The sequence below is a fragment of the Paenibacillus protaetiae genome (assembly GCF_004135365.1).
Taxonomy (GTDB): domain Bacteria; phylum Bacillota; class Bacilli; order Paenibacillales; family Paenibacillaceae; genus Paenibacillus_AP; species Paenibacillus_AP protaetiae.
The window spans coordinates 164,768-188,674 of the sequence record NZ_CP035492.1; the positions used below are offsets into that span (position 1 = coordinate 164,768).

The 23,907-nt window shown below is 54.3% G+C and carries 22 protein-coding genes and 1 tRNA gene; 13 read left to right on the forward strand and 10 right to left on the reverse strand.

The window, feature by feature from the left end:
• Positions 1–195 precede the first annotated feature (195 nt).
• The 5 genes from mdh to ET464_RS00685 all read left to right on the forward strand — a co-directional run bounded on the left by mdh (position 196) and on the right by ET464_RS00685 (position 5,839).
• The gene (gene mdh / locus ET464_RS00665; protein ID WP_129437342.1) at positions 196–1,137 is read left to right on the forward strand and encodes a malate dehydrogenase; all 942 of its coding nucleotides are present in this window, start codon (positions 196–198) and stop codon (positions 1,135–1,137) included.
• Between the two features lie 155 nt (positions 1,138–1,292).
• The gene (gene recQ, locus ET464_RS00670) at positions 1,293–3,494 is read left to right on the forward strand and encodes a DNA helicase RecQ (protein ID WP_129437344.1); all 2,202 of its coding nucleotides are present in this window, start codon (positions 1,293–1,295) and stop codon (positions 3,492–3,494) included.
• Positions 3,495–3,622: 128 nt separating this feature from the next.
• Positions 3,623–4,042: a hypothetical protein gene (locus tag ET464_RS19665; protein ID WP_165279858.1), complete on the forward strand. Its 420-nt coding sequence runs from the start codon at positions 3,623–3,625 to the stop codon at positions 4,040–4,042.
• A gap of 46 nt (positions 4,043–4,088) precedes the next feature.
• A complete protein-coding gene (locus ET464_RS00680) occupies positions 4,089–5,045 on the forward strand; it encodes a sugar kinase (RefSeq protein ID WP_129437348.1) in 957 nt (318 codons plus the stop codon).
• The gene (locus tag ET464_RS00685) at positions 5,045–5,839 is read left to right on the forward strand and encodes a DeoR/GlpR family DNA-binding transcription regulator (protein ID WP_129443932.1); all 795 of its coding nucleotides are present in this window, start codon (positions 5,045–5,047) and stop codon (positions 5,837–5,839) included. The genes ET464_RS00680 and ET464_RS00685 overlap by 1 nt, the downstream gene beginning before the upstream one ends.
• A gap of 72 nt (positions 5,840–5,911) precedes the next feature.
• On the opposite strand, the gene nagA is transcribed toward ET464_RS00685, so the two are convergent.
• Together nagA and nagB are read right to left on the reverse strand one after the other, a co-directional pair.
• The gene (gene nagA / locus ET464_RS00690; RefSeq protein WP_129437350.1) at positions 5,912–7,093 is read right to left on the reverse strand and encodes an N-acetylglucosamine-6-phosphate deacetylase; all 1,182 of its coding nucleotides are present in this window, start codon (positions 7,091–7,093) and stop codon (positions 5,912–5,914) included.
• Positions 7,090–7,821 (reverse strand): glucosamine-6-phosphate deaminase, encoded by a 732-nt coding sequence (nagB, locus tag ET464_RS00695; RefSeq protein WP_129437352.1) that lies wholly within the window; start codon positions 7,819–7,821, stop codon positions 7,090–7,092. Before nagB ends, nagA begins: the two co-directional genes overlap by 4 nt.
• 227 nt (positions 7,822–8,048) lie before the next feature.
• On the opposite strand from nagB, the gene fni reads away from it, so the two are divergent.
• The 3 genes from fni (at position 8,049) to ET464_RS00710 (ending at position 11,227) form a co-directional block, all read left to right on the forward strand.
• Positions 8,049–9,122, forward strand: coding sequence for a type 2 isopentenyl-diphosphate Delta-isomerase (fni, locus tag ET464_RS00700; protein ID WP_129437354.1), 1,074 nt, complete (start codon positions 8,049–8,051; stop codon positions 9,120–9,122).
• A gap of 1 nt (position 9,123) precedes the next feature.
• A complete protein-coding gene (rbsK, locus tag ET464_RS00705) occupies positions 9,124–10,041 on the forward strand; it encodes a ribokinase (protein ID WP_129437381.1) in 918 nt (305 codons plus the stop codon).
• Between the two features lie 193 nt (positions 10,042–10,234).
• Positions 10,235–11,227: an MBL fold metallo-hydrolase gene (locus tag ET464_RS00710; protein ID WP_208543871.1), complete on the forward strand. Its 993-nt coding sequence runs from the start codon at positions 10,235–10,237 to the stop codon at positions 11,225–11,227.
• 95 nt (positions 11,228–11,322) lie between these two features.
• Here ET464_RS00710 and ET464_RS00715 read toward each other — a convergent pair whose 3' ends face one another.
• A complete protein-coding gene (locus ET464_RS00715) occupies positions 11,323–11,862 on the reverse strand; it encodes a phosphatidylglycerophosphatase A family protein (RefSeq protein WP_129437383.1) in 540 nt (179 codons plus the stop codon).
• A gap of 128 nt (positions 11,863–11,990) precedes the next feature.
• Between ET464_RS00715 and ET464_RS00720 the strand changes: the two genes are divergently transcribed.
• The 3 genes from ET464_RS00720 (at position 11,991) to rdgB (ending at position 14,589) form a co-directional block, all read left to right on the forward strand.
• Positions 11,991–13,064: a GerMN domain-containing protein gene (locus ET464_RS00720; protein WP_129437385.1), complete on the forward strand. Its 1,074-nt coding sequence runs from the start codon at positions 11,991–11,993 to the stop codon at positions 13,062–13,064.
• A gap of 133 nt (positions 13,065–13,197) precedes the next feature.
• Positions 13,198–13,935, forward strand: a complete 738-nt coding sequence (rph, locus tag ET464_RS00725) for a ribonuclease PH (protein ID WP_129437387.1) — start codon at positions 13,198–13,200, stop codon at positions 13,933–13,935.
• 6 nt (positions 13,936–13,941) lie between these two features.
• The gene (gene rdgB / locus ET464_RS00730) at positions 13,942–14,589 is read left to right on the forward strand and encodes an RdgB/HAM1 family non-canonical purine NTP pyrophosphatase (RefSeq protein WP_129437389.1); all 648 of its coding nucleotides are present in this window, start codon (positions 13,942–13,944) and stop codon (positions 14,587–14,589) included.
• 154 nt (positions 14,590–14,743) lie between these two features.
• Here rdgB and asnB read toward each other — a convergent pair whose 3' ends face one another.
• Positions 14,744–16,588, reverse strand: coding sequence for an asparagine synthase (glutamine-hydrolyzing) (gene asnB / locus ET464_RS00735; protein ID WP_129437391.1), 1,845 nt, complete (start codon positions 16,586–16,588; stop codon positions 14,744–14,746).
• Positions 16,589–16,755: 167 nt separating this feature from the next.
• Between asnB and ET464_RS00740 the strand changes: the two genes are divergently transcribed.
• Positions 16,756–17,088: a hypothetical protein gene (locus ET464_RS00740; protein ID WP_129437394.1), complete on the forward strand. Its 333-nt coding sequence runs from the start codon at positions 16,756–16,758 to the stop codon at positions 17,086–17,088.
• Positions 17,089–17,102: 14 nt separating this feature from the next.
• Positions 17,103–17,309, forward strand: coding sequence for a hypothetical protein (locus ET464_RS00745; protein ID WP_129437396.1), 207 nt, complete (start codon positions 17,103–17,105; stop codon positions 17,307–17,309).
• Positions 17,310–17,420: 111 nt separating this feature from the next.
• Here the strand turns inward: ET464_RS00745 and ET464_RS00750 are convergent, their stop codons facing one another.
• The 6 genes from ET464_RS00750 to ET464_RS00775 form a co-directional block, all read right to left on the reverse strand.
• Positions 17,421–18,023, reverse strand: coding sequence for a YcnI family copper-binding membrane protein (locus ET464_RS00750; protein WP_208543872.1), 603 nt, complete (start codon positions 18,021–18,023; stop codon positions 17,421–17,423).
• A gap of 126 nt (positions 18,024–18,149) precedes the next feature.
• A complete protein-coding gene (locus ET464_RS00755) occupies positions 18,150–18,875 on the reverse strand; it encodes a response regulator (protein WP_165279859.1) in 726 nt (241 codons plus the stop codon).
• On the reverse strand, positions 18,872–19,720 hold the full coding sequence (locus ET464_RS00760) for a sensor histidine kinase (protein WP_129437398.1): 849 nt from the start codon (positions 19,718–19,720) through the stop codon (positions 18,872–18,874). The genes ET464_RS00755 and ET464_RS00760 overlap by 4 nt, the downstream gene beginning before the upstream one ends.
• A gap of 116 nt (positions 19,721–19,836) precedes the next feature.
• Complete coding sequence (locus ET464_RS00765; RefSeq protein WP_129437400.1) at positions 19,837–23,010, reverse strand: S-layer homology domain-containing protein; 3,174 nt, start codon at positions 23,008–23,010, stop codon at positions 19,837–19,839.
• Positions 23,011–23,578: 568 nt separating this feature from the next.
• Positions 23,579–23,652, reverse strand: a tRNA-Arg gene (locus ET464_RS00770).
• A 73-nt stretch (positions 23,653–23,725) separates the two neighbouring features.
• The gene (locus tag ET464_RS00775; protein WP_129437402.1) at positions 23,726–23,899 is read right to left on the reverse strand and encodes a YjfB family protein; all 174 of its coding nucleotides are present in this window, start codon (positions 23,897–23,899) and stop codon (positions 23,726–23,728) included.
• Positions 23,900–23,907: the final 8 nt, after the last annotated feature.

Here is a 23,907-nt window from a genome sequence, read left to right on the forward strand (position 1 = left end):
GGAAACGCCCTTAGGGGTTGGGGTTTAGGGGGTTGGAAACGCCCTTAGGGGTTGGGGTTTAGGGGGTTGGAAACGCCCTTAGGGTTGGGGGTTAGGGGTTGAAAACACCCTTAAGGGCCAGGGGGACGAACCCCCTTTGAGGGTCGGGGTAAACACTTCTCAAGGCGGGGTTACCATTTAAGGAGGATGCTTAAAATGCCAATTAAACGCAACAAAATTACAGTCGTGGGCGCAGGTTTTACCGGTGCCACAACCGCTTTGATGCTTGCGCAAAAAGAGCTTGGCAATGTTGTTCTCGTTGATATTCCGCAGCTTGAAAACCCTACAAAAGGCAAAGCGCTCGACATGCTGGAATCCACTCCGGTGCAAGGCGTTGACGCTAATATCATCGGCACCTCCAACTACGAGGACACGAGCGATTCGGACATCGTTATTATTACGGCCGGCGTTGCGCGTAAACCGGGGATGAGCCGCGATGATCTTGTCAATACAAATGCCGGCATTGTAAAATCGGTATGCGAAAATATAAAAGCGTTTAGCCCCGAGGCGTATGTCATCATCTTGAGCAATCCGGTCGACGCCATGACCTATGTGGCTTACCAAACGCTTGGTTTCCCTAAAAATCGTGTAATCGGGCAGTCCGGCGTGCTCGATACGGCCCGGTACTGCACGTTTATCGCGCAGGAGCTTAACGTCTCCGTCGAGGACGTCCGCGGCTTTGTGCTGGGCGGCCATGGCGACGATATGGTGCCGCTTGTCCGTTACTCGAATGTAGCGGGCATCCCGATCGAAAAGCTCATTCCGGCGGACCGCATCGAAGCGATTGTGCAGCGCGCACGCGTTGGAGGCGGTGAAATCGTGAGCTTGCTGGGCAACGGCAGCGCTTATTATGCGCCTGCAGCATCGCTGGTTCAAATGGCGGAAGCGGTGCTGAAGGACAAAAAACGGATTTTGCCGGTCATCGCGCTGCTGAAAGGCGAATACGGCTATGACAATCTGTTTATGGGTGTGCCGGCAGTCATCGGCGGCGACGGGATTGAGAAAATCTTCGAGCTGGAGCTGACGGCGGAAGAAAAAGCCGCGCTTGATAAATCCGCTCAATCGGTACGCAGCGTCATTCAGGTTGTCAGCGGCTGATCTTTGCTTTTTTTTGCAGCCAATAGGCTTTCAGTTTGGGAGGACCCCGACATTCACTTTGGCGGGGTCTTTCTTTTTTTATCGTTGTCCATAATTTTTATCGTATCCTTTATTAACAACGGGTTCATTATTTAAAGCAGCTAGGAGGGATGGAATTGCTGAGCAAGGCAAAAGAATTGTTAAAGCAGGTGTACGGCTACGACGAGTTCCGCAAAGGGCAGGAGCAAATTATTGGCGGCATTCTCGAAGGCAAAGATACGCTTGCCGTGCTGCCGACCGGCGGAGGCAAGTCGATATGTTATCAAATACCGGCGCTGGCGCTGGAAGGGACAACGATCGTCATTTCCCCGCTCATTTCCTTGATGAAGGACCAGGTGGACACGCTGAACCGGCTTGGCGTGCCGGCCGCTTATTTAAACAGCTCGCTGGGAGCAGCGGAATACCGGGATATTATGCGCAATGCGATGATGGGCGAATATAAGCTGCTCTACGTTGCGCCGGAGCGGCTGGACGCGCCGATGTTTGCTTCGCTGGCGGAGCAGCTTACGATTCCGCTTATCGCCATTGACGAGGCGCATTGCGTATCGCAGTGGGGGCATGATTTCCGCCCGAGCTACCGCCAGCTGGCAGGATGGATCCGCAGCATGGCGAATCGGCCGCTTGTAGCGGCATTTACGGCAACAGCCACGCAGGAGGTGGCGGACGATATTACCGCCATGCTTGATTTGCATGCGCCTAACGTATTTGTAACCGGATTTGCCCGGCCGAATCTGGCATTGTCTGTCGTCACCGGCGCGGATAAAAGAAGGTTTTTGCTCCGGTTTGCAGAGGAGCGCCGCGAACAGTCCGGCATCGTATATACGGCGACCCGCAAAGAAGCCGAACAGGTACATGAGCTGCTGTCGAAAGCGGGCTATGCCGCGGGCAAATATCATGGCGGCTTATCCGATACGGAACGCGCGCAGGCACAGGAGCGGTTTCGCTTTGACGATATTCGCATTATGGTGGCGACAAACGCCTTTGGCATGGGCATAGACAAGCCAAACGTCCGTTATGTGCTGCACTGGCAAATGCCGGGCGACATTGAGTCGTATTACCAAGAGGCGGGACGCGCCGGCCGCGACGGCGAAGAGAGCGAATGCATCCTGTTGTTCGAGCCGCAGGATATTCAAATTCAGCGGTACTTGATTGAGCAGGGCCCTGGCGAGGACAGCCGCAAATCGGTCCAGCTGGCGAAGCTGAACCATATGGCGAACTACAGCCGGACGCAGCGCTGCCTGCAGCAGTTTATCGTCGATTATTTTGGCGAAAGCGGCGCGGAGCCCTGCGGCAAATGCAGCAGCTGCCTCGACAAAAGCGAGTTGGTCGAGCGCACGGCCGAAGCGCAAAAGGCGATGTCATGCGTCGGCCGGATGAAGGGGCGCTTCGGCGTGACGATGGTCGCCAAAGTGCTGAAAGGTTCGCGCGACAAGCGTGTGCTTGAATTTGGGCTGGACAAGCTGTCGACGTATGGTCTGTTCCGCAGCTGGCCGGAGAAGGAAATTGCCGATTGGCTGTATTGGCTTGCCGCGGAAGGTTACTTGAAGCTGAGCGACGGCCAGTACCCGACCGTTTCGCTGACTGCCAGCGCCTTGCCTGTACTGGAAGGGAAAGAGCCGGTCATGCAGCGGCTGCGCACGTCGGTGCGGCGGCAGGCTTCCGAGGGCCGCCATTACGCCATGCCTGTATTTGAGGCGCTGCGCGAATGGCGCAAAGAGGCGGCCGCGCAGGAAGGCGTGCCGCCGTTTATGCTCTTTTTTGACGCAACGCTGAAGGAGCTGGCCGATGCGATGCCGCAAACCGAAGCGGAACTGCTGCAGGTGAAAGGGATCGGCGCGGCCAAAGCGGCCAAATACGGCGAAAATATTTTGGCCATCATGGCGCAATTCGCCGGCGGAGCCAATGGGGAGGGCGCCAGACGCGATGCGCCTTACGAGCCGTCCCATGCGCCGCAGGCGCGCATCCGCACAGCGGCAGCAGCCCCCGGCGCAGCTGCCGGGGAAGACGGCGACACGCCAAGCCACCTGCTGTCGCTGCGGATGTTCCAAAGCGGCATGGAGCCGCAGCAGATTGCAGAAGCGAGAGGATTAAGCCGAGTAACCGTCGAGGCGCATTTGATCCGCGGGGCGGAAGAAGGCGAAGAGCTGGAATGGAGCCGGGTTATTCCGCCTGAATTCGAGCAGCTAATTTTGGATGCGATCCGTACGGTTGGCCAAGGCAAGCTGAAGCCGATCAAGGAGGCGCTGCCGGATCAGGTCGAATATTTTGCCATCCACGGCGTTATGGCCAAATACGGGTTGAAAAACGCGGTCCAATAGTGCAAAAACATCCTTCGTTATTTGTTCTCGCGGCGCGCTTCTAGTATACTGGTTGGTAGATTATTGCTTACAGGCGGCGTCTGCCGCTTGCCGGGCATCTGTTAATCGAACCGACAGGAGGAAAAAGAATGAATAATGTTTTTTGGTTCCTGCACCTGCTTGGAGCGGTCGGAATGGGTTTTTATATTGTGCTTCCGATTATGCTCGGCAGAGCGACCAAGCTGGCGGGCGGAGGGCAAGAAGGGCTTGCTGACGGCCTTGCTTCGGCGAACCGGGTTGTCCAATATTTTCTGATCGTCCAGCTGCTTACAGGCGGTTATTTGATGTCGCAGGGAGATTATGCGGTAGGCTGGATGGTTATTATCATCGTGCTGTTTTTGGCGATTGCGGCCGTTTCCGGCATTATCTCGAAGCCTTTGAAGCTGATTGTTTCTTCGATCCAATCCGGCCAAAGCGCAACGAACCACATCGGCAAAGCCCGTGTGCTTAGCCTGATTGTGCTTATTCTTTATGTAGTTGTTATTTATTTCATGAGATTCCCGTTCTAAGCAACTGGACGGATAAGGGAATCCGGCATAATAGGGGGAGACTTTCATGCAGCAAGCATCACCGGATATTGTAACATTCGGCGAGTCTATGGCTTTATTTATGCCGCCCGAGCATCGGGCGCTGGAGAGGGCAACGGAACTGGAACAAAGCTTTGGCGGAGCGGAAAGCAATGTAGCGATCGGCGTGGCGCGCCTTGGCGTGACGTCCGGCTGGTTCGGGACAGTTGGCGACGATCCGTTCGGCAAAATGATTTTGAAGGCGCTGCGGGCCGAAGGCGTGGATGTCTCTCATGCCCGCCAGAGCGGTGAGGCGCCGACAGGGCTTATGTTCCGTGAGAAGGTGGCCGGCAGAGTGTCGGTCCACTATTACCGCAAACATTCTGCGGCAAGCCGTGTAACGCCGGAACAGCTGGATGAAGCTTACATACGCGGCGCCAAAATTTTGCATGTAACGGGAATTACGGCCGCCCTGAGCCCGAACTGCCTTGCTGCGGTGCGCCGGGCAATTGAAATTGCCAAGGATGCAGGCGTCAAAGTATGCTTTGATCCGAACTTGCGCTTGAAGCTTTGGTCCATCGAAGAAGCCCGGGAAGCGCTGCTGCCGCTTGCGAAAGAAGCGGATTATTTCCTGCCGGGGTGGGACGAGCTTAAGCTGTTGTATGATACGGACGATTACGAAACGGTAAAAGAGCAATTGCTGCAGCTGAATGCGGTAACGGTTGTAAAAGGATACGGCGACAATACGGTAGTCCTTGAGAATGGCAATGAAACGATTGTGCCGTTCTATCCGGCAGAACAGGTTATCGATACGGTTGGCGCCGGAGACGGTTTTTGCGCCGGATTTTTGGCAGGACTGCGCAAAGGGCTGTCCCCGCTTGAAGCCGTTCGGCTGGCCAGCGTTAACGGCTCGCTTGTGGTCCAAATGCGCGGAGACTGGGAAGCGCTGCCAGAATGGAGTGCCGTGGAACAGCGGCTTGGCTCCAAAGCATGGGTGGAGCGTTAATGAACAGCGATACGGCCGCTTCGAAAGGGCAGCGCAGGCGTGACGGCATCGTTCAACTGCTCAAGCAGCAGGGGCGGATTACGATTCAGGAAATTGTCGAACGGTTCGGCTGCTCGGAAGCTACGGCAAGAAGAGACCTGGAACAGCTGGAGACGGCTTATCCGGTCATCCGAACGATCGGCGGAGCGATGTATGACGGCTTGAACGCCGCCCGCGACATCCCGTTTGCGGAGAAGGAAGGCTTGTCGTTCCTGGAGAAGGAACGGATAGCCGAGCTTGCGGCTTCGCTCGTGGAGGAAGGGGATGTTATCGGCCTCTCCGGCGGCACAACCAACTATCTGATCGCCAAAATGCTGAAGCCGCGCACCGGCATTACCGTTGTGACCAACGCGGTTAATATTGCGATGGAGCTGGCCGGCAGCGGTATTCAAGTTGTGGTGACCGGCGGCATTATGCGCCATAACAGCTTTGAGCTTTGCGGTCCGCTGGGCGAGGGCATGGTAGCCCATCTGAACATCGGCAAAATGTTCATTGGGGTGGACGGCGTCTCGCAGGCGCATGGTATTACCACGTATTCCGAGCAGGAAGCGCAAATTGCGAAAGCGCTTATTCAGCGCTCACAATTTACGTATGCGGTATTTGACCAGACGAAGGTGGATAAATCTTCGCTGTTTTCCATTGCGGCGCTTGCCGAATTGCAGGCTTTCATAACAGACAAGCCGCTTCCGGAGGCGCTGGAAGCCGAAGCTGGAAGCTTGGGCATCCAGGTGCATATCGCAGAACGCAGGTTATAACGGAAACAGGCGTCCATATGTTTATACGAAACAGGCTCAACCTTCACACCGGAAGGTCGAGCCTGTTTCCATTTATTCGCGCTGTCCGTCTCGTTCATACACACGGCTGCCGCCAACCCATGTGCCCAACACCTCAAAGTTTGTATCCGCCAGCACCAGATCCGCCCGTTTGCCTGCTGCAATCGAACCGGTTGTATGGAACAAGCCAAGCCTCTTCGCCGGGTTGCCGCTGGCCAGCCTGCTCACATCGGGTACAGTCAGCTCCGTGTGGTCCAGCATAAAACGGAATGCGCCCATCATCGTTAAGCTGCTGCCAGCCAGATTGCCGCTGCCGCTTAAACGGGCAGCGCCATCCTTCAGCGTAACGGGAAGTCCGCCCAGCTCGTATTCACCGTCCGGCATGCCTGCTGCCGATATCGCGTCGGTAATGAGGATCAGCTTGTCAGCGGGCTTGGACGAAGCCAGCAGCCGTACAGCAGCCGGGTGTACATGCTCGCCGTCTGCAATGATTTCGGCATATATCCGGTCATCCGTCAATACGGCGCCTGCGGTTCCGGGCTCGCGGTGATGCAGCCCGCGCATCGCATTAAAGGTATGTACGGCATGCGTCAGGCCGGCATCGGCGGCACGGGCGATTTCTTCATAATTGGCATCCGTATGTCCGGCAGCGGCTGCGATGCCGTGTTCGTTCAGCCATGAAATCAGCTCAAGGGCGCCTTTTTTTTCAGGGGCGAGCGTGAGCATCCGGATTAAACCCGGATAAGCGGAAATCCATTGCTGCAGCCACTCCAGATTTGGCTCTGCGATAAATGCGGGGTTTTGGGCGCCGGGCCATTTTTCGCTAATAAACGGCCCTTCCAGATGGACGCCAAGCAGCGCCGCATACGGCATGTTTCCGGAGCAATAGCTGTGCGCGGCGGCAAGCACCTGCTCAATCGCTTCCTTCGAAGCGGTTACGGTTGTCGCCAGCATGCCAGTCGTGCCATGTGAACTGTGAAACCGGGTGATTGCGTCATAGCTGCCGGCATCCGCATCCATAAAATCAGCGCCGAAGCCGCCATGCACATGAATATCAATAAAGCCGGGCAGCAGCCAGCCGCCTTGGCCGTCCACGACCGTCCAGCCGGCATGGGCGGGAACGGCAGCTTCGCCGTCCGCCGAGATATGTGTAATGATGCCGTCTTGGACAAGCACGTTTCCTTGTATAATCCGGTTTTCGAGTACGATTTGAACTTGTTGGAATAAAGTGGTCATTTCGCTTCCAGCATCCTTCCCGCTTCACGGTCGAGCAGCACGATGACACGGGGGTGTGTCTGAAGCAGCGAAGCGGGAACCTTCGTTGTGATAGGCCCGGTCAGCGCTTCTTTTACAATCGCCGCTTTATCGGCGCCGCGTACCGCTAATAGAATCGTATTTGCTTTTAAAATGGAGCCTGCTCCCATCGTAACCGCACGCTCCGGAACTTCGCGAATGGAGCTGAAAAACCGCGCGTTTGCTTCGCGTGTACCCGGCTTCAGCTGTACGACATGCGTGCCGCCGTCCAGCGCCTCATCCGGCTCGTTAAAGCCGATATGGCCGTTATGGCCAAGGCCAAGCAGCTGGATGTCGACTGGCGAAGCCGCAAGCTTCGCTTCATACTCGGCACATTCCTGCTGCAGATCAGCGGCCGTGCCGTCAGGAATATTCGTCTGACTGAGCGGAATGTCGATACGCGAGAACAGGTGCTGGTTCATATAATAAGCATAACTTTGTTCATGAGACGCAGGCAAGCCCACGTATTCATCCAGATTAAACGTCGTGGCTTGCTTAAAGGAAACGTCTCCGGATTCATACAAACGGACAAGCTGCTCATAAATGCCAAGCGGGGTCGAGCCGGTGGCGAGCCCAAGAACGGCATTTGGTTTTGCCTTCACCGTGTTGGCCAATAAACCGGCTGCATAGGCATCCAGCTCTTCTGCGGTATCAAATATTTTTATTTGCATATGTCGGTTCCTCCCCTTAAGCGGATCATCCTCTTTTTCTTCCATTCTAAGGGAAGGGTAAGCATTCCACAATAGATAATGATTTATTTTTTCAAAAAAATGATTAAAAAAATCATTAATATGAAATCATAGTGCAGGATCGTTGCAGGATAAAACCAGTCGCATTTACACTAAAATAGATTAATTGTATGATAAATAAGATCATGTCACAGCAGGGGGGCACTTTCATGACGCAGAGGCAGCTGGCCTCGGAACATATAGAAACAACGTCGAAACGGAAAGGCGAGCATATCCGGATTTGTTTGCACGAGGAGGTGGACGGCAACGGGGTTGACACCGGTTTTGATCATTACCGTTTCCGTCATAATGCGCTTCCGGAGCTTCGGTTTGAAGATATTGATATAAGTACGGCATGGCTTGGCAAAACGATGAAAGCCCCGTTTCTGGTCAGCTCGATGACAGGGGGGACGGCGGAAGCCGGCAACATCAACCGGCGCCTTGCAGAGGCGGCGGAAGCGAAAGGCTGGGCCATTGGTCTCGGTTCGATGCGTGCCGCAATTGAAAATGACGGACTTGCAGCTTCTTTTTCTATCCGCAAGGAAGCGCCTTCCGTTCCGGTTATCGCCAATCTGGGGGCGGTTCAGCTCAATTACGGTTTTGGTGCGGATGATTGCCTTCGCGCCGTACATATGGCAGAAGCGGATGCGCTTGTGCTTCATTTGAACAGTATGCAGGAAGTATTCCAGCCGGAGGGCAACACGGATTTCCGAGGTTTGCTGGAGCGCATTCGCTTCGTTTGCCGCTCACTCCCGGTACCGGTCGGCGTCAAAGAGGTCGGCTGGGGAATCGACGCCGATACGGCTGAGCGTCTCCTGGAAGCGGGCGTGTCGTTTATCGATGTTGCGGGTGCGGGCGGAACGTCCTGGAGCCAGGTGGAAAAATACCGGACAACGCCGATGCGCAGGCAGGCGGCGGAAGCTTTTGCGGATTGGGGAATTCCGACCGCCGAAGCGCTGCGCGAAGTGCGGAGCCGTTTGCCGGAGGCGGCAATCATTGCAAGCGGCGGCATGCGGCACGGCGTCGATGCGGCCAAAGCGATTGCTCTCGGCGCGCAAATATGCGGTTTTGGCAAGGTGCTCCTTGGCGGAGCGGCTGCACAGGACCATGAGCAGTCCGTGCAGCAATTGGCCGAACAGTTCGAACGGATTGCCTTTGAGCTGCGGACTGCGATGTTCGGCATTGGAGCGGGTACGCTATCGGAGTTAAGCGGGACGAATCGGATACATAACAGGAGGGGTTAACATGGGTGAAGTTATCGTGGTCGGCAGCATTAATATGGATCTGGTCAGCAAGGTAGAGCAATTTCCGCTGCCGGGACAGACGATTCACAGCCATGACGTTGCTTTCCATCCAGGGGGCAAAGGGGCCAACCAGGCTGTCGCTGCTTCACGCGCAGGGGCGGTTACACGGATGATTGGCGCAGTCGGCAGCGATGCATTCGGCCAGCCGCTGATTGAATCGCTTAAGCAATATGGCGTTAGCACGGAAGGCATATCGGTTGTGGCCGGCGTTTCGGGACTGGCGTTTATTACCGTTTCCGGAAGCGGTGAAAATCAGATTGTGCTTTGTGAAGGGGCTAACGGGCAGGTCAGCCGCGATCGGCTGAACAGCCTTGCAGACAGCTGGACAGAGGCAACAATTGTGCTGCTCCAGAATGAAATCCCTTGGGCGGCTAATGAGGCTGTGCTGGAGCGGGCATCGGAAGCGGGGGCGCGCGTCTTTTACAATCCGGCGCCGGCTGCAGCCGTTCCAGACCATGCGCTGGCGAAGGTGCATACGCTGTTCTTGAATGAGACGGAGACCGAAGCGATTACAGGGCAGCTGCCGGAGGATACGGCAAGCCTGGAAGCGGCTGCAGGCCAGCTGCTTCGCAAAGGTGCCCGTGCAGTCGTGATTACCCTTGGCGCGGACGGCTGCTATTACGCCGATGCGGAAGGCGCACGGCTGCGCCTTCCGGCGTTCCGCGTGCAGCCGGTTGATACAACGGCTGCCGGAGATACGTTTATCGGCGCATATGCCGCTGCCGTTCAGGACGGAAAACAGCCGGAAGAGGCTTTGAAGTTTGCAGCGGCCGCCTCGGCGATTGGCGTGACGCGCGAAGGCGCGCAATCTTCCGTGCCGTCACGTGAAGAAATCGAGCAATTTCTAATCGGGCGCTGACGGTTTAAGCGCTTTGCGTTATGCCGGCAAGCCATACGGAGAAAGAAACGTCTGCCTCGGGAAAGCAGACGTTTTTTCTTTATTCGATTAAACCTGTGCTGTCCAATTGGCCGGATCGGCGGCCGTCCGTTATGATAGAGAAGAAGCTTGGGAGACGGAACTGCTGGTAACAGACGGAAAGGAAGAGTAAACGATGGACAAGCAGCATCAGACAGAAACGTCAATGTGGGAAGACGGATGGATACAGGTGAAAGTGCCTCTGCCTTTCTCGCTGCGCTGGGTGAACAGCTATGTGCTGCCGGAGCAGGACGGCTACACGGTCATTGATCCGGGATTGCATACTGAGGAGGCGGTTGCGGCGTGGGATGAAGTGATGAGCCGATTTGGTTTCGGTTACGGGGATATCCGGCAAATCGTATTGACGCATCAGCATCCCGATCATTACGGATTGGCGGGGTATTTTCAGAAGCGGTCGGGAGCGCCGGTCTATTTAACTGCGCAAGCGCATGCTTACACGCAGCGTATGTGGGGGGAAGGCGGGACGCTGGCCGGGGAACTGGCCGCCTTGTTCCGGGAACACGGCATGCCGGCGGAGCTTACGCATAGCATTGAACAGAATCTGGAATCGTTCAAGCCGCTTGTTTCCCCGCAGCCGCAAGTAACGTATATCCAGGCCGGCCAAACGATGGCGTTTGGCGGGTTGGAATGGAGCCTTATTGATGCGCCGGGACATGCGCGCGGAGCACTTGTTTTTTATAATGCCGGACGGAAGATCGCCTTGTGCGGCGACCAAGTCATGCCGCGCATTACGCCCAATGTAAGCGTCGTGCCGGGGGAAGATGCCGATCCGCTTGCTTCCTTTATGGACAGCCTCGCCGGGCTCGAATCGCTGGGTGTGAAGCTGGCTTTTCCGGGGCACCGCGACCCGTTCGACGGATTCGCCAAACGTACCGCTGAGCTGAGGCAGCATCATGAACGCCGGCTTGCGCAAATGCTGGAGCAGCTGTATGAGCCGCATAACGGCTTTGAGCTGTGCGAGCTTCATTTTGGCGAGAGGCTGCGGACGAATCCGCATAATTTGCGTTTTGCGATGGCGGAGACGCTGGCGCATCTGTATTATTTGGAGAAGCGGGGCGTTATTGCCCGCAGCGAAAGCGAGAATGACATTGTCTATCGGCGCGTATAGCAGCCGATTATCCATAAACAAGCTGCCCTGGCGGGGAGGAGAACATCGGGTTCTTCTCCCTTCCAGGGCAGCTTGTTTTAGTTGAAATGCCGCTGTTAATCAAGCGGCAGGTTTGTATTGTTTTCGCGCTCGGCTTGTTTGCGGTGGGCGATGCGGCTGGCGGCCGATGCGGCAATAGCGCCGACGATATCATCCAGAAACGTATGGATCTCGCCGTCGGAACGGTCATTCAGCTTTTTAAGAATACCGGGTTTTAATTTATCGATATAACCGAAGTTCGTAAATCCGATACTGCCGTATACATTCACAATGGACAAAGCAAGCACTTCATCACAGCCGTAGAGGCCTTCATCGTTAAAGATCATTTCCTGCAAAGGCTCCAACAGCTTGCCTTCCTCAGCAAGCAAATCCAGCTGGATGCCGGTCAGCACCGCATTTTGCACCTCGCGTTTGGACAATACCGCATTCACGTGATGGATGCATTCCTCTACCGTCAAATTCGGGAAATAGTCCTTCTGTAAAAAATGGACCAGCTCGGCGATTTTATCGCGGGTAACGCCCCGGCGCGCCAGCCATTCATCGGTTGCGGCCTCGACTTTTTTGCTGTTTAAGCTGTAGGAATGCTGTTCGCTCATGCTTCATAACCCCTTCATCATTTTGTGGACAAATCTGGTCTAACTAATAGCAAGGGCTCGTATACATAGTACTACAAAAGAAGAGTTGTACAAAGTTAAGCAAATTTCGAATGGGAGGAAAGATTCATATGAATCAAACAAGATGGATTCGCAGAGCTGCAATTAGCGGGGTGCTCGCCATTCCTCTTCTAACGGCAGGGTGCGGACTATTCTCGCAGGAGACAAGCTCCATCGACCCGCCGCAGGGTGTGCTCGCCGAAGAAGAGGGGTTAAGCGACGCTCCGACGATTTCGACGGTATTGGACGATGCGGATGATATGCAGGGCGACCTGTCGCAAATCACCGTCTATTTGCAGGATGGAAACGGCTACCTGGCGCCGGTTTCGATCGCGTCCAAGCTGGACAAGAGCGAAGCGGCCGGCCAACGGGCGCTTGAGCTGTTGGTCGACGGCGGCACTTACTCTTCACAAATTCCGGACGGCTTCCGCGCGATGCTGCCGCAAGGAACGGTTATCAATCAGTTTAAGGTAGATGCCGAGAAAAAGCTGGCGCAAGTCGATCTGTCGCAGCAATTTGTAAGCTATAATCCGCAGGACGAGCGTCCGATGGTCGAAGCGATTACGTGGACGTTAACCGCTATTCCGGGCATTGAGAAAGTCGAGTTGTCTGTCGACGGGCAGCGGCTGACGGAAATGCCGGAGGAAGGTTATCCGCTGGATCAGGATTTGACGCGCGCCATCGGCATTAACCTGGAAACGGGCAACGGCGTTTCGATTTCGCAGTCTACGCCGGTCACGCTCTACTTCTCTTCGACAACAGCGGATAACGAGCAGTATTATGTGCCGGTCACCCGTCTTATTTCATCTACCAGCACGCCTGCGCAAGCGGCCATTGAAGAACTGATCGCAGGTCCGCTTGACGGCGACCAGCTGACAGCGGTTGTGACGCCGGACTATCAAGTGAAGTCCGTGGAGACCAAGGACGACATCGTAACGGTTGATCTGGAAGATTCGTCCTACGAAGCCGGCCAGCCGGTTCCGGAAGAGCTGCTGCTGGCCGTTATTTTATCGGCGACGGAAAATACCGGCGCAAGCCAAGTGCAAATCCGTCTGAATGGCGATACGAACATCGTGGACGAATTTAACAATTCGTACAGCGAGCCGGTATCGCGCCCTCATCATGTCAATGCCATAAAAGCGTAATGGCAAGCAGCGGATAAAGGAGAGAGGCTGAAAGGTCGTCTCTCCTTTGTCATTTTGCGGGAAGAAGATGCTTTTCAAAGGCGACTTTGGTAAAATAGGTGAGATTGCAACGAAAGATTCAGGAGGACATGGCATGAGAACAGACGGTCGGCAGACAAACCAGCTTAGGCCGGTTACGATAACGACAGGCGTTAACAAATATGCGGAAGGCTCCGTATTGATTGAATTCGGCGAGACGAAAGTGATCTGCACCGCCAGTGTAGAGGAACGGGTTCCGCCGTTTATGAAAGGACAGGGCAAAGGCTGGGTAACGGCGGAATATTCGATGCTGCCGCGCGCAACCCATTCCCGCAACCAGCGTGAAGCAAACAAGGGCAAGCTGTCGGGCCGCACGATGGAAATACAGCGGCTGATTGGCCGGGCTTTGCGTTCCATTGTTGATTTGCAGGCGCTGGGCGAACGGACGATTACGCTGGATTGCGACGTCATTCAGGCCGACGGCGGCACGCGTACGACATCCATTACCGGTTCCTTTATCGCTTTGGCGCTTGCGGTACATAAAATTTCTCAAACGGCCAAAATGCCGAAGTTCCCGATTACCGACTTTTTGGCTTCGGTCAGCGTAGGCGTCATCCAGGACAAACCGATGCTGGACCTTAACTATGAAGAGGACTCCAAAGCGAAGGTTGATATGAATGTGGTGATGACGGGCAGCGGCAAATTTGTCGAAGTGCAAGGCACAGGCGAAGAAGAACCGTTCTCGCGCGAAGAGCTGAACGAGCTGCTGGCATTGGCCGAAACCGGTATTTTAGAGCTGGTGGCGAAGCAAAAAGAAGCTTTAGGCGATATTGCCGGCCGAATTGGAGGCTGAGCTGACATGGAACGTCTCTCGGAAGGCGTTGTGCTTATCGCAACTAAAAACGCCGGCAAAGTGAAAGAATTTGCCCATGCGTTCGCCGGCCTTGGCCGCGAAGTCGTGAGCCTGCACCAGTTCCCGGAGCTTCCGGACATTCCGGAAGACGGCTCTACCTTTGCGGAGAACGCCCGGATCAAGGCCAAAACAGCGGGAGATACGCTGCAGGCGATTGCCCTGGCGGATGATTCCGGCTTGCGGACCTTTGCGCTTGGCGGCGCTCCCGGCGTTTATTCGGCGCGGTATTCCGGCGAAGGCGCTTCGGACGCCGACAATAATGCGAAGCTGTTGCGCGAGCTGGCCGCTTTGGAACTGCCGGATGCGGCGGACCCGCTGCCGGACGGCACCCGGCTGCTCAGCAAAGCGCAGTTCGTATGCGCTTTGGCGCTGTATGATCCGGCGACGGGGCAGTTTACGGAAACGGAAGGCACCGTTGACGGTTATATTATTTCGGCGCCGCGCGGAGACGGCGGCTTCGGTTATGACCCGCTGTTTTATTTGCCGCAGCTGGGCCGGTCGATGGCGGAGCTGTCCAAGGAGCAAAAGCAGCACATCAGCCACCGCGGCGACGCATTGCGGAAGCTGGCGGCGCTGCTGGAACATAACGGATAAACCGCCGCGCGAAGCGGCAAGCCCCGCAAATCAGCTGGCGCAAGCGAGCTGATTTGCGGGGCTTTTTTTACGGCTGACAGATACAATATGCGCCGGATGAGGCGGATGTGCATGAATGCTGCAGCCGCCTCATATGATGATGGTGTAAAGCTGCTTACTTAATTACGATGTTGAACCGTTTCAGCCACTCGTTCACTTGATACAAATAAGCGAACAGCTGAGGGCCGGACATCAATTGGCCAAACCACGGGATATTGGACTTCGCGGAGTCGGACTCGGCAAGCTCTCTCACTTTGGCTGTGTCGATGAGCGGGAGCAGCGGAGAAGAAGAGTCGTTCAGCACATCCAGCAGCATGCCTTTTACCGCTGCCAGATAGTTCGGGTTATGCGTTTTGGGATACGGGCTTTTTTTGCGGGTTAATACATCTTCGGGCAAAATGCCGCGCAGCGCTTTGCGCAAAATGCCTTTTTCCCGGTCGCCTGATGTTTTGATTTCCCATGGGATGTTCCATACGTATTGCACAAGCCGGTGATCGCAAAATGGCACCCGCACTTCAAGGCCGGCCGCCATGCTCATCCGGTCCTTGCGGTCGAGCAGGGTAGGCATAAACCGCGTAATGTTCAAATAAGACATTTTTCTCATTTTGCGTTCGGCTTCCGACTCGTTGCCAAGGTAAGGCACTTCGGCGATCGCATCCGCGTAGCGGTCCGCAATATATTCAGCCGGCCTGATCCACTCTGCGACTTCGGGATTCAGGATACCGGCGCGCATAGCCGTTGCCAGCGACCAAGGGAATGTTTCTGCGCTTAAGGCGTCTTCGCGGTGGAACCATGGATAGCCGCCGAATACTTCGTCAGCCGCTTCGCCGGAAATGGCAACTGTCGCTTCTTTTTTAATTTCGCGGCAAAACAGCAGCAGGGATGCATCCACATCCGCCATACCGGGATAGTCCCGTGCGATGGTAGCGTCATAAAGCGCTCCAGCAAGCTCCGGCGTATCGAATTGGATGTCATGATGCACTGTCCCAAGGAACGAGGTCATCCGCTCGATCCAAGGAGCATCGGAGTTCGGCTGGAAGGCATGCGCCTGAAAATGTTTGTCATTATCCGTATAATCGACCGAAAACGTATGAACTTGGCCTTTTCCATGCTTCTCATAATAGCGGACAGCCAGTGTTGTAAGCGCACTGGAGTCCAGTCCGCCGGACAGCAGCGTACAGACGGGCACATCGGACATCAGCTGGCGTTCTACCGTATCCTTCAGCAGCTCGCGCACTTTCTCCGCCGTTGTATCCACATCGTCTTCATGGGGCAGCGCTTCTAGCTGCCAGTAACGCGAGATGCGGTCACCCGCAGCCGTTACCGTCATGCATTCCCCCGGCTTCAGCTCCGATAAACCTTTAAATATGCCTTGGCCCGGCGTCCGGGCAGGACCGTTTACAAATACTTCGGCAAGGCCTTCCGCGCCAACCTCCGCTTTGAATGCGGGATGAGCCAGTATTGATTTAGGCTCCGAACCAAACAGGAACAGGTTGCCCGATTTGCTGAAGAACAATGGCTTAACGCCAAGGCGGTCCCGCGCCAAAAACATTTTTTGCTCCGCGACATCCCATATTGCAAAAGCGAATATGCCGTTAAAGCGTTCCACGCTGGACGCTCCCCATTCCATATAAGAAACAAGCAGCACTTCCGTATCGCATGTTGTCGTAAAGCGGCGGCCGCGGTTTTCCAGTTCTTTTTTCAGCTCCGGTGCGTTATAAAGCTCTCCGTTATAAACAATAATGTACGTATTGTCTCCGGATCGACGAATCATAGGCTGTGCCCCGTTTTCGGGATCCATGACGGATAAGCGGCGATGGCCGACCGCGCAATGCTCCGACATCCAGATGCCGGAGGCATCCGGGCCGCGCAAAGCAAGCGTTTCGGTCATTTTTTCCAGCTTATTCGTTTCATGGGTCAGGTCACTGCTCCAGTCGATCCAGCCTGTAATTCCACACATAACTCTCATTCCTCTCTAGATTGCTGGGCACAAAACGCGATAATAACCGTTATATGCGGAATCAAGGGATAAATTGTCTGTCCGATGGGGGATGCTAGTGAAGGAGATTGCCGCATTTTTGTGCGGGTAGGCGTTTCTATTGCAGGAAGGAGCTGACCTGATCCATCATGGCGCATGATGAATACGATAAAGATGAGATCAAAACCTATTACGTATCGGTTCAGGCGGGACAAGTGCTGGAGGATCCGCACTCAACTTCGTACGAGCTGGTTATACGGGCAAACGCCGAACAATATGCCCGGCTTCAGGAACTGTTTGGCGAATTGTCCAGCATTGATGAAGCGGGGGCGGGAGCGTACAGTCTGTCCGTATTTCATACGGATGACGACCGGAAGCTGAACAGCGGATACGATGATACGGTAGAGCAAATCTATAGGCTGCTCTATGAATGCGGGACGGCTGAAACAAAAGCGCATATTGAATCGATGGGATTGTTCTAGGAGGGAGAAGCGGATTGAAGCGGGAATTTATGTTTCCTTGGAGAGGGGGCATGCCGGCGGACACAGGGGCCAAGCTGCCGAGGAAACCCAAATGGGTGCTGCCGGAAGGGCAAGGCCGCACAGAAGAGAGGCCGGCCGTGCCGGATAGGCAGACTGATGCCGGGATGCCTTCCGCAGAACGAGGCCAGCCTGCCGGGGCAGGCGGCCGCAGCTTTAACTAAACGGCCGCCCGGTTTTGGGCTGCAACCATAATCGAAAAAAACGCCATATTCCATTGGGATGCTCAAGAGCTGCTGCTCCAGCGGTCCATGCGGAATCATGGCGTTTTTTTGTTAGTTGGAGGTTTTTCTTCTGCTGCCGGCAACCGCAGCAGCTAGTGCAGCTGCGCCAAGGACAACGGCGGCTATCGAAAGGCCGAGCGCCCAATCTTGTTTGGCGCCGCCGCCTTCGTCGGTGAGTGAGCCGGCTGCAGATACCGTTGTGATCGAAGCCGGGAACTGCGCATCGGCGGCTGTGTCCGCCCAGTCAATCACTTCGCCGTCATTGTACGTTTGATGAGCTTTCCAGACGAGGTCTGCGGCATCGTCTTGTACGCGGCCGGACAGCTGAAAGTCCTGAAATTCCGTTTGGGACAACCCTTCGTTGTCGGCTGTCCATTTTACATTCGTTACTTTGCCGTCTGCATCTTTTGTAAAGATGTAGCTCCAGCCCGGAATAGGTGTTGTCCGGCTTACGATAACGCCTTCCGGAATATCCACCGACACGCTGACCGTATGCTTATCTTTGGTTTCGCTCGGAACCCTTACCGTAAATACTTGATAAGCGCCTTGTTCAGCCTTTTGCGGGCTGACCGTAACATGGGCGCTGGCCATATTGGCAAAAAGCAGCAGGCCTGCGACAGCAAGCATAATGCTCCATTTTCCTTTTTTTAGCATGCTTATAACCCCTTTTCGTCCTTATTATTGTTATTTCTCTTTGTTTCTACTATAAGGGGGAAAAGGAGTTTTGCATGACTCGAAAGGGCTATCGGTTGTGACAAAACGATGTCATATGATTGTGGTTTATCGCGGCTTATTATCGCCGGATGCCATTCCTTTTTCAATTGCATAACGGACAAGCTGAACGCGGTTGCGCAAATGCAGCTTTTGCAAAATGTTTTTGAGATGGTTTTTGACCGTATGCTCCGAAAGGCCAAACGCTTCAGCGACTGCTTTATTGGAGAAGCCGAGCGCAACCTGCTCTAATATTTCCAATTCGCGGTTGGTGAGGGGGGAAGCTGTCTCATCGCCGCGATCCGGCTTTGGCCAATCTGAAGGGCTGGTGCGGGCCGGCGTTTTCTGGGCCGGATCGAATTCGCGGAGCAGCCGGTAGGCAAGCTCCTTGGATACGGGCGCTTCGTCAACGGCTACAGCGCGCAAATATTCCAGCCAGGAAGAAGGCGCAAGATTTTTAAGCAAATAACCTTGCGCTCCTCGTTTAATTGCTTCAAACAGATGAGTGCTGTCGTCGGAGACCGTTACCATCACAATGATAACAGACGGGTACAGCAGCTTCATTTGCTGCGTCGCCTCCAAACCGCCCATACCCGGCATATGGATATCCATTAGAATAAGGTCGGGTTCTGCTTTCTGAACTGCCGCCAGCGCAGCTTCTCCGCTGTCGGCTTCGCCTACGATATCAAAGCTGCTGTCCATACGGATAATATCGCGAATGCCTTCCCTGCCGTGCGGGTGGTCGTCTACGATAAGCACTTTAATTTTTTTGCCGGCTGCCAATTCGCTCATCATAAGCTCCTTTCTGCCGAAATGGTAACGAGCGTTCCATGCGGCGGATGGTTCCGGCTGTTGCCGATTGATAAATCCCAGCCCATCGCATTCGCCCGATCCTCCATCATCCGAATGCCGTAATGCCCTTTAGCATGGCGCCGCTCTTCGCTGATCCCTACGCCGTCATCGCTGACCGAGCAGCGCCAGCCGCCCTGAGACCCGGGGCTGCAGCGGACAATAAGCTGGCTTGCATGGGCATGTTTTTGCGCATTAAACATCGCTTCCCGCACGATGGCGAGCAGCTCGACTTTGGCTTTGCTCGTAAGCAGCTTGTCCGGCATATCCATGTCCAGCCGGATCCGCATCGTTCCGCTTTGCTCAAGATCTGCAGCGAGCTGACCGATCGACTGCAACCATGACTCGTCGGGAGCTGTTTTTGGCATTCGCAAATTGGCGATCAGCTGCCGTACATCTTCGTAAATATGTTTGACGGTCGCGCGGATTTGCTCGGATGTTTGGCGTGCGCCCTCCGGCAGCGTCAGCCGGTCCAACTGGTCCAGCTTGACCGATAACAGAAACATCGACTGCGAAATGCCGTCGTGGAGTTCTCTGGACAGCTGCTCGCGCTCCTGATGCGAAGCTGACGCGATCCGTTCCTGTTCCAGCGCGCGCCTTGTCTGCTCCAGAACGGCAAACAGCTTGCGTACGACGGTAACGGTGACGGCCAATACGATAACCGGAGCCATAAAATTGCCGGCTTCCATCGACAAATAAGGCAAAAGAAGCGTATGACGGATATATTCCCACAATCCGATGGTCAAGGTTGGCGTAAGTAAAATAAGCCATTTTGTAGAACGGTATGTCACAAGGATTCCTCCCTTATATGCATCGAGCAGTCTCCGGACTAGCATAATTCATAGGGAAAAGAATGTCGATGCCATACAAAAAGAAAGGAGCCGCTGCTCGCGGCTCCTTGGGCTGATTATGATTCAACAGCGTATTTCGGATCGATCAGGCCGGCTTTATCCAGCGTGAGGTACAGCATTTTGGCTGCCTCTGCACGTGTTGCGCGGCCTTTTGGATCAAATTGATGGTTTTCTTTGCCGCCAATAATTCCGGCTGCCTGAAGCTGATAAACGGCATCCTTTGCGTAGCCGCTTATGAGCGAATCATCGGCGAACGGCTGCCCCTGCGCCGCCGGTTTCAAATCCAGATGGTACATAGCGGCAAGGCGGGATAGGATAACGGTAAAATCTTGCCGGGTAATCGGATCGGACGGGCCGAAACGGGATGTGGTATAGCCGGTAACGATGCCTTGATCCGCTGCCCAAGCAACCGCATCGGTGTACCAGACGCCCGGCACCGTATCTTCAAACGGCAGTGCATGATCGGCTGCCGCCTTTTTGCCGAATGCGTTAAACAGCATTTGTACAATTTCGGCACGGGTCAGAATACCGTTTGGATTAAACCGGCCGTCGCCAGTGCCGCTAATGTATTGCTGAGCAGCCAGCGACTCAATATAAGGTGCCGCCCAGTGGCCTTCAATATCAACAAACGGATGCTCCGGCTGCACTGGAACTTCCGGCTGCGCCGGATTTGTCACTGACGGCGGGTTATGGCTGCCGGTGTCTCCTCCCGTCGATTGCGGAGACAGGTCAAATACATAAGGCTGCACGTTGACGTTGCCGGCGGCATCCTTCAAGCGGGCAATAATGAGCTGGCTGCCGGCAGAAACCGCATGGTTAAAGCCGATGGTCAGCTTGGTGTTGTCTTCATTCCACGATAAAGTGTAGTCGTCGGCGAAGTTTGTGCCAAAACCGATATTTTGCGTATCCATCGGATTTTCAAAGCCAATCGTTACGTTATTGGTTTGGGTAGTGATTTTGGCGTTGTCCGGGTTGAAGGCGACAGCGCCAAGGCTTGTTGCCGGCCAAGGCAGCTGCTCCGGCCGTTCGCCTGTATCGGTGTTTTTGTTCGGATATACCGGCCAGTCCGGGCTTGGGCCAATTTTAATATTGGTAGAAGGCCAAGAAGGTTTCAAGACGCTTTTCGCCATATTAATGTCGTAAGAGAATTGGAAGTTGAAGTTCGGCAAAGATTCAAGCACCACATCCTCCAGCCGGACGACGCGGTTGGTATTAGCAGTGTAGCTGGCCGGGAAGTCAGAAACTTCATCCTGGAAAAAGTGTTTCACATTCGACCCGTCCGCATCCGCGCTTGAATACCCGGTGTTGATAGATGCGCCGTAGCTTAATATCCAGCCGGGCTCTTCTCCTTCGTTTTTGCTGGCCGGGATAGGCGTATTATTGGCGAACATTTTAATCGCATCCGGGTCGACTTTGCTTGTAAAGCCGAATACCCAGCGCTGATCGCCGGTGTCGTCTCCAGTAATGCTTGTACGCAAAATGCTTGTCAAATCATAACATTGGAGATAGACCGTTTGCGTATCCTCATCGCCGCCGATGGTAGAGAGCGTGTACCGCCCTTGCGTAACTTGATTCGCCTTAAGGTTAAAGGTTGCGATGCCGTTTTTGACATCTGCCGTATACACGCCGGAGCCCGTGTCCAGTTGAACGCGCGGAGCGTTGGAATAAGCTTTGACTGTTGCCGCATAACCCGCGGTGAGCAATTCGTTTGTCGTATAGAGCGTATATTTGCCCGGACGCGACCATTGAATATAGGAGCTGTCCACTTCAAACGGATAGGCAGACATATCCCATACGCTGCTGAACGTTTGTGCCGGACGGATCGGCGGATTTACCGTAACGCCCAGCGTGTCCGGGCCTTCGGTCTGTAATTGCTCGCTTTGATGGTCGCCGCGGAACTCACGATCCATGATCGCCAGCATATAAGCATGGTCGCGGTCCTGGAACGCATGCGCGCCGTCATGGACAACAATGCCGATATTGTCGCCTGCGCCAAGAAACTCGTATACTTCTTTGGCTGCTGCCGTTGCAAGCACATTGGAAGGGGAGCTTAGCCAATCAAAGCCCTCTCCGGTAAAAGTGAGCAGCGGTCTTGGCGCAATGAGCGCAGCCAGCGCATGGGAGTCAAACGGAAGCTTGTCCACGTCGTTGCGGAAACCTTCCGCCTTAATGTCCAGCCAGTGCGCTTCGGAAGAAGATAGCAGATTGGTTGGCTTCTCATTGCGGAAGAAGCTGCGGTTCATGTTGGAGTTGCTGGATGCCGCATTTGGCGATCCGGTTGTTGCATCCGGCACATTATAGTTATAAATACGCCCTTCTGAAGTGTATCGCATGGAGGCGATGCCGCCTTGTCCGGGGTCAACCGGAACGACAATGCTGATCCGGTCGTCGAATGCGCCTGCGAGTGCGGCGCCTTTGCCGTTGCGGGATACGCCCGTAACTACGGAGCGGGTTGGGTCAATCAGCCCTTCGTAAGCGCCGTTCTCAAGCGCGTCGATTGTGCGGGATATGCCCCAAGCCCAGCCCATCAAGGCGCCGGAATCGCCCTCATACGTATCTTTATCAAAAGGATACAGCGTGGTATAGACGCCTGAGCGGGATGCGTTATCGCTGTAAATCGTGTTGGTAGGGTTATTCATCACCGCGTAACCGCGCCGTAAAAAGGCGTTGCGCATATTGGCCGATACGCCTCCGCCTACACCGATAACGAATGGATAAGGAGGGGCGATATTCGTTTCGCCCGGCTGCAAGTCTTCATCCGCTACTCCTTCTTTATAAGTCGGGATATAGATGCCGGTCACGTCATAGCTTGCGGATTTATCATTATCCGGATTGCTGACCGTAACGGTTAACGTTGCATTGGTTGTGCCGAACGAACCTGAATAGGTGACGTCGGATTTATCTGTTTCATGTTTATAACCGTAATAATAATATTGCAGCAGATCGGACAACTCCGACCGGCGGTCATCCCATTGTTCCTTCGTTGTCACATAACCGTCCGTGCCTTCCGAAGGATCCAAAAATTTGAACAGGTCGGGAAGCCCTTCCGAGCTGGGCAGCTCGCTTGGATCTGCCGGAAAATATTCGCGCCCGGCAGGGGGACCGGCCAAAGAAGGCCCTTGGTCGGATGGATTGTAATAATTCGTAGCAAATGCGGAAGGCGCCATCGATATCGCCATTAAAACGCTTACAAAAATGCTGCTGAACCTTTTTGTGCCTTTCTTACTCATACGGACCCTTACCTCCTACTCGAATTAGACAGCTTGATGGCTTCAGTTCACCGCTCGCTCAAGGCGCGGAAGCGCTCTCTGTCAGCGGTCGAAAAAAGCGTACGCTATTGCTCCTGCTCATCTCCCTTCTCGGCCTATCCGTTTATCAATAAGGCGGGGACTATGGAGTTATAAAGGATAGCTGTCTACACCATGTTCGATCCCGGTAAAGATATACCTTCTTCAATATTACAAAATAGGAAAATATATCCAGTCTAATGGAGCGGAAGTAATACGCAATACGACTGTTTTCGACAGCTCTCCGGTTAGCTGAACAGCTGCAGGAGCATGCCGCTCACGCAAGCGGCATGCTGTAATGCAAGTGATTTTACATGATGCTTCTTTTTGAATCTATTTAACTCTATATCTGTATTGATCAATTTTTGTGGAAATGGAATTTTATACCGCAGAATCGGCAGGGGGACGATAGAAATCCATGTTCAAATAAAAAAACCTTGAAAACATGGATGACCACTGTTTTCAAGGTTTTTGGTTTATTCATATCATGAAATTAGATGCTGTAGGGAAACGTCCCAGGAGGGATTCGAACCCCCGACCGCACGCTTAGAAGGCGTGTGCTCTATCCAGCTGAGCTACTGGGACATGAGATAGATTATATCACGGGTGATTAGCAAAATGCAACAATTTTTTTGACAAAAAACGCAACCCGAAAGGGTTACGCTTTTAGGTCGATATGCTGCCCCAAATGCGGCTGAGCGCTTCTCATCATCTCGACAATGCCGTTTCCTTGTTGCTGCGCCTCTTGATTCGCCATATGCAGCACTTTCAGACCTACAGCTTGCATGAGGCCGGTTTGGCTCGTCGAGGAAGACAATGCACCAATTTCCATACGTGTCC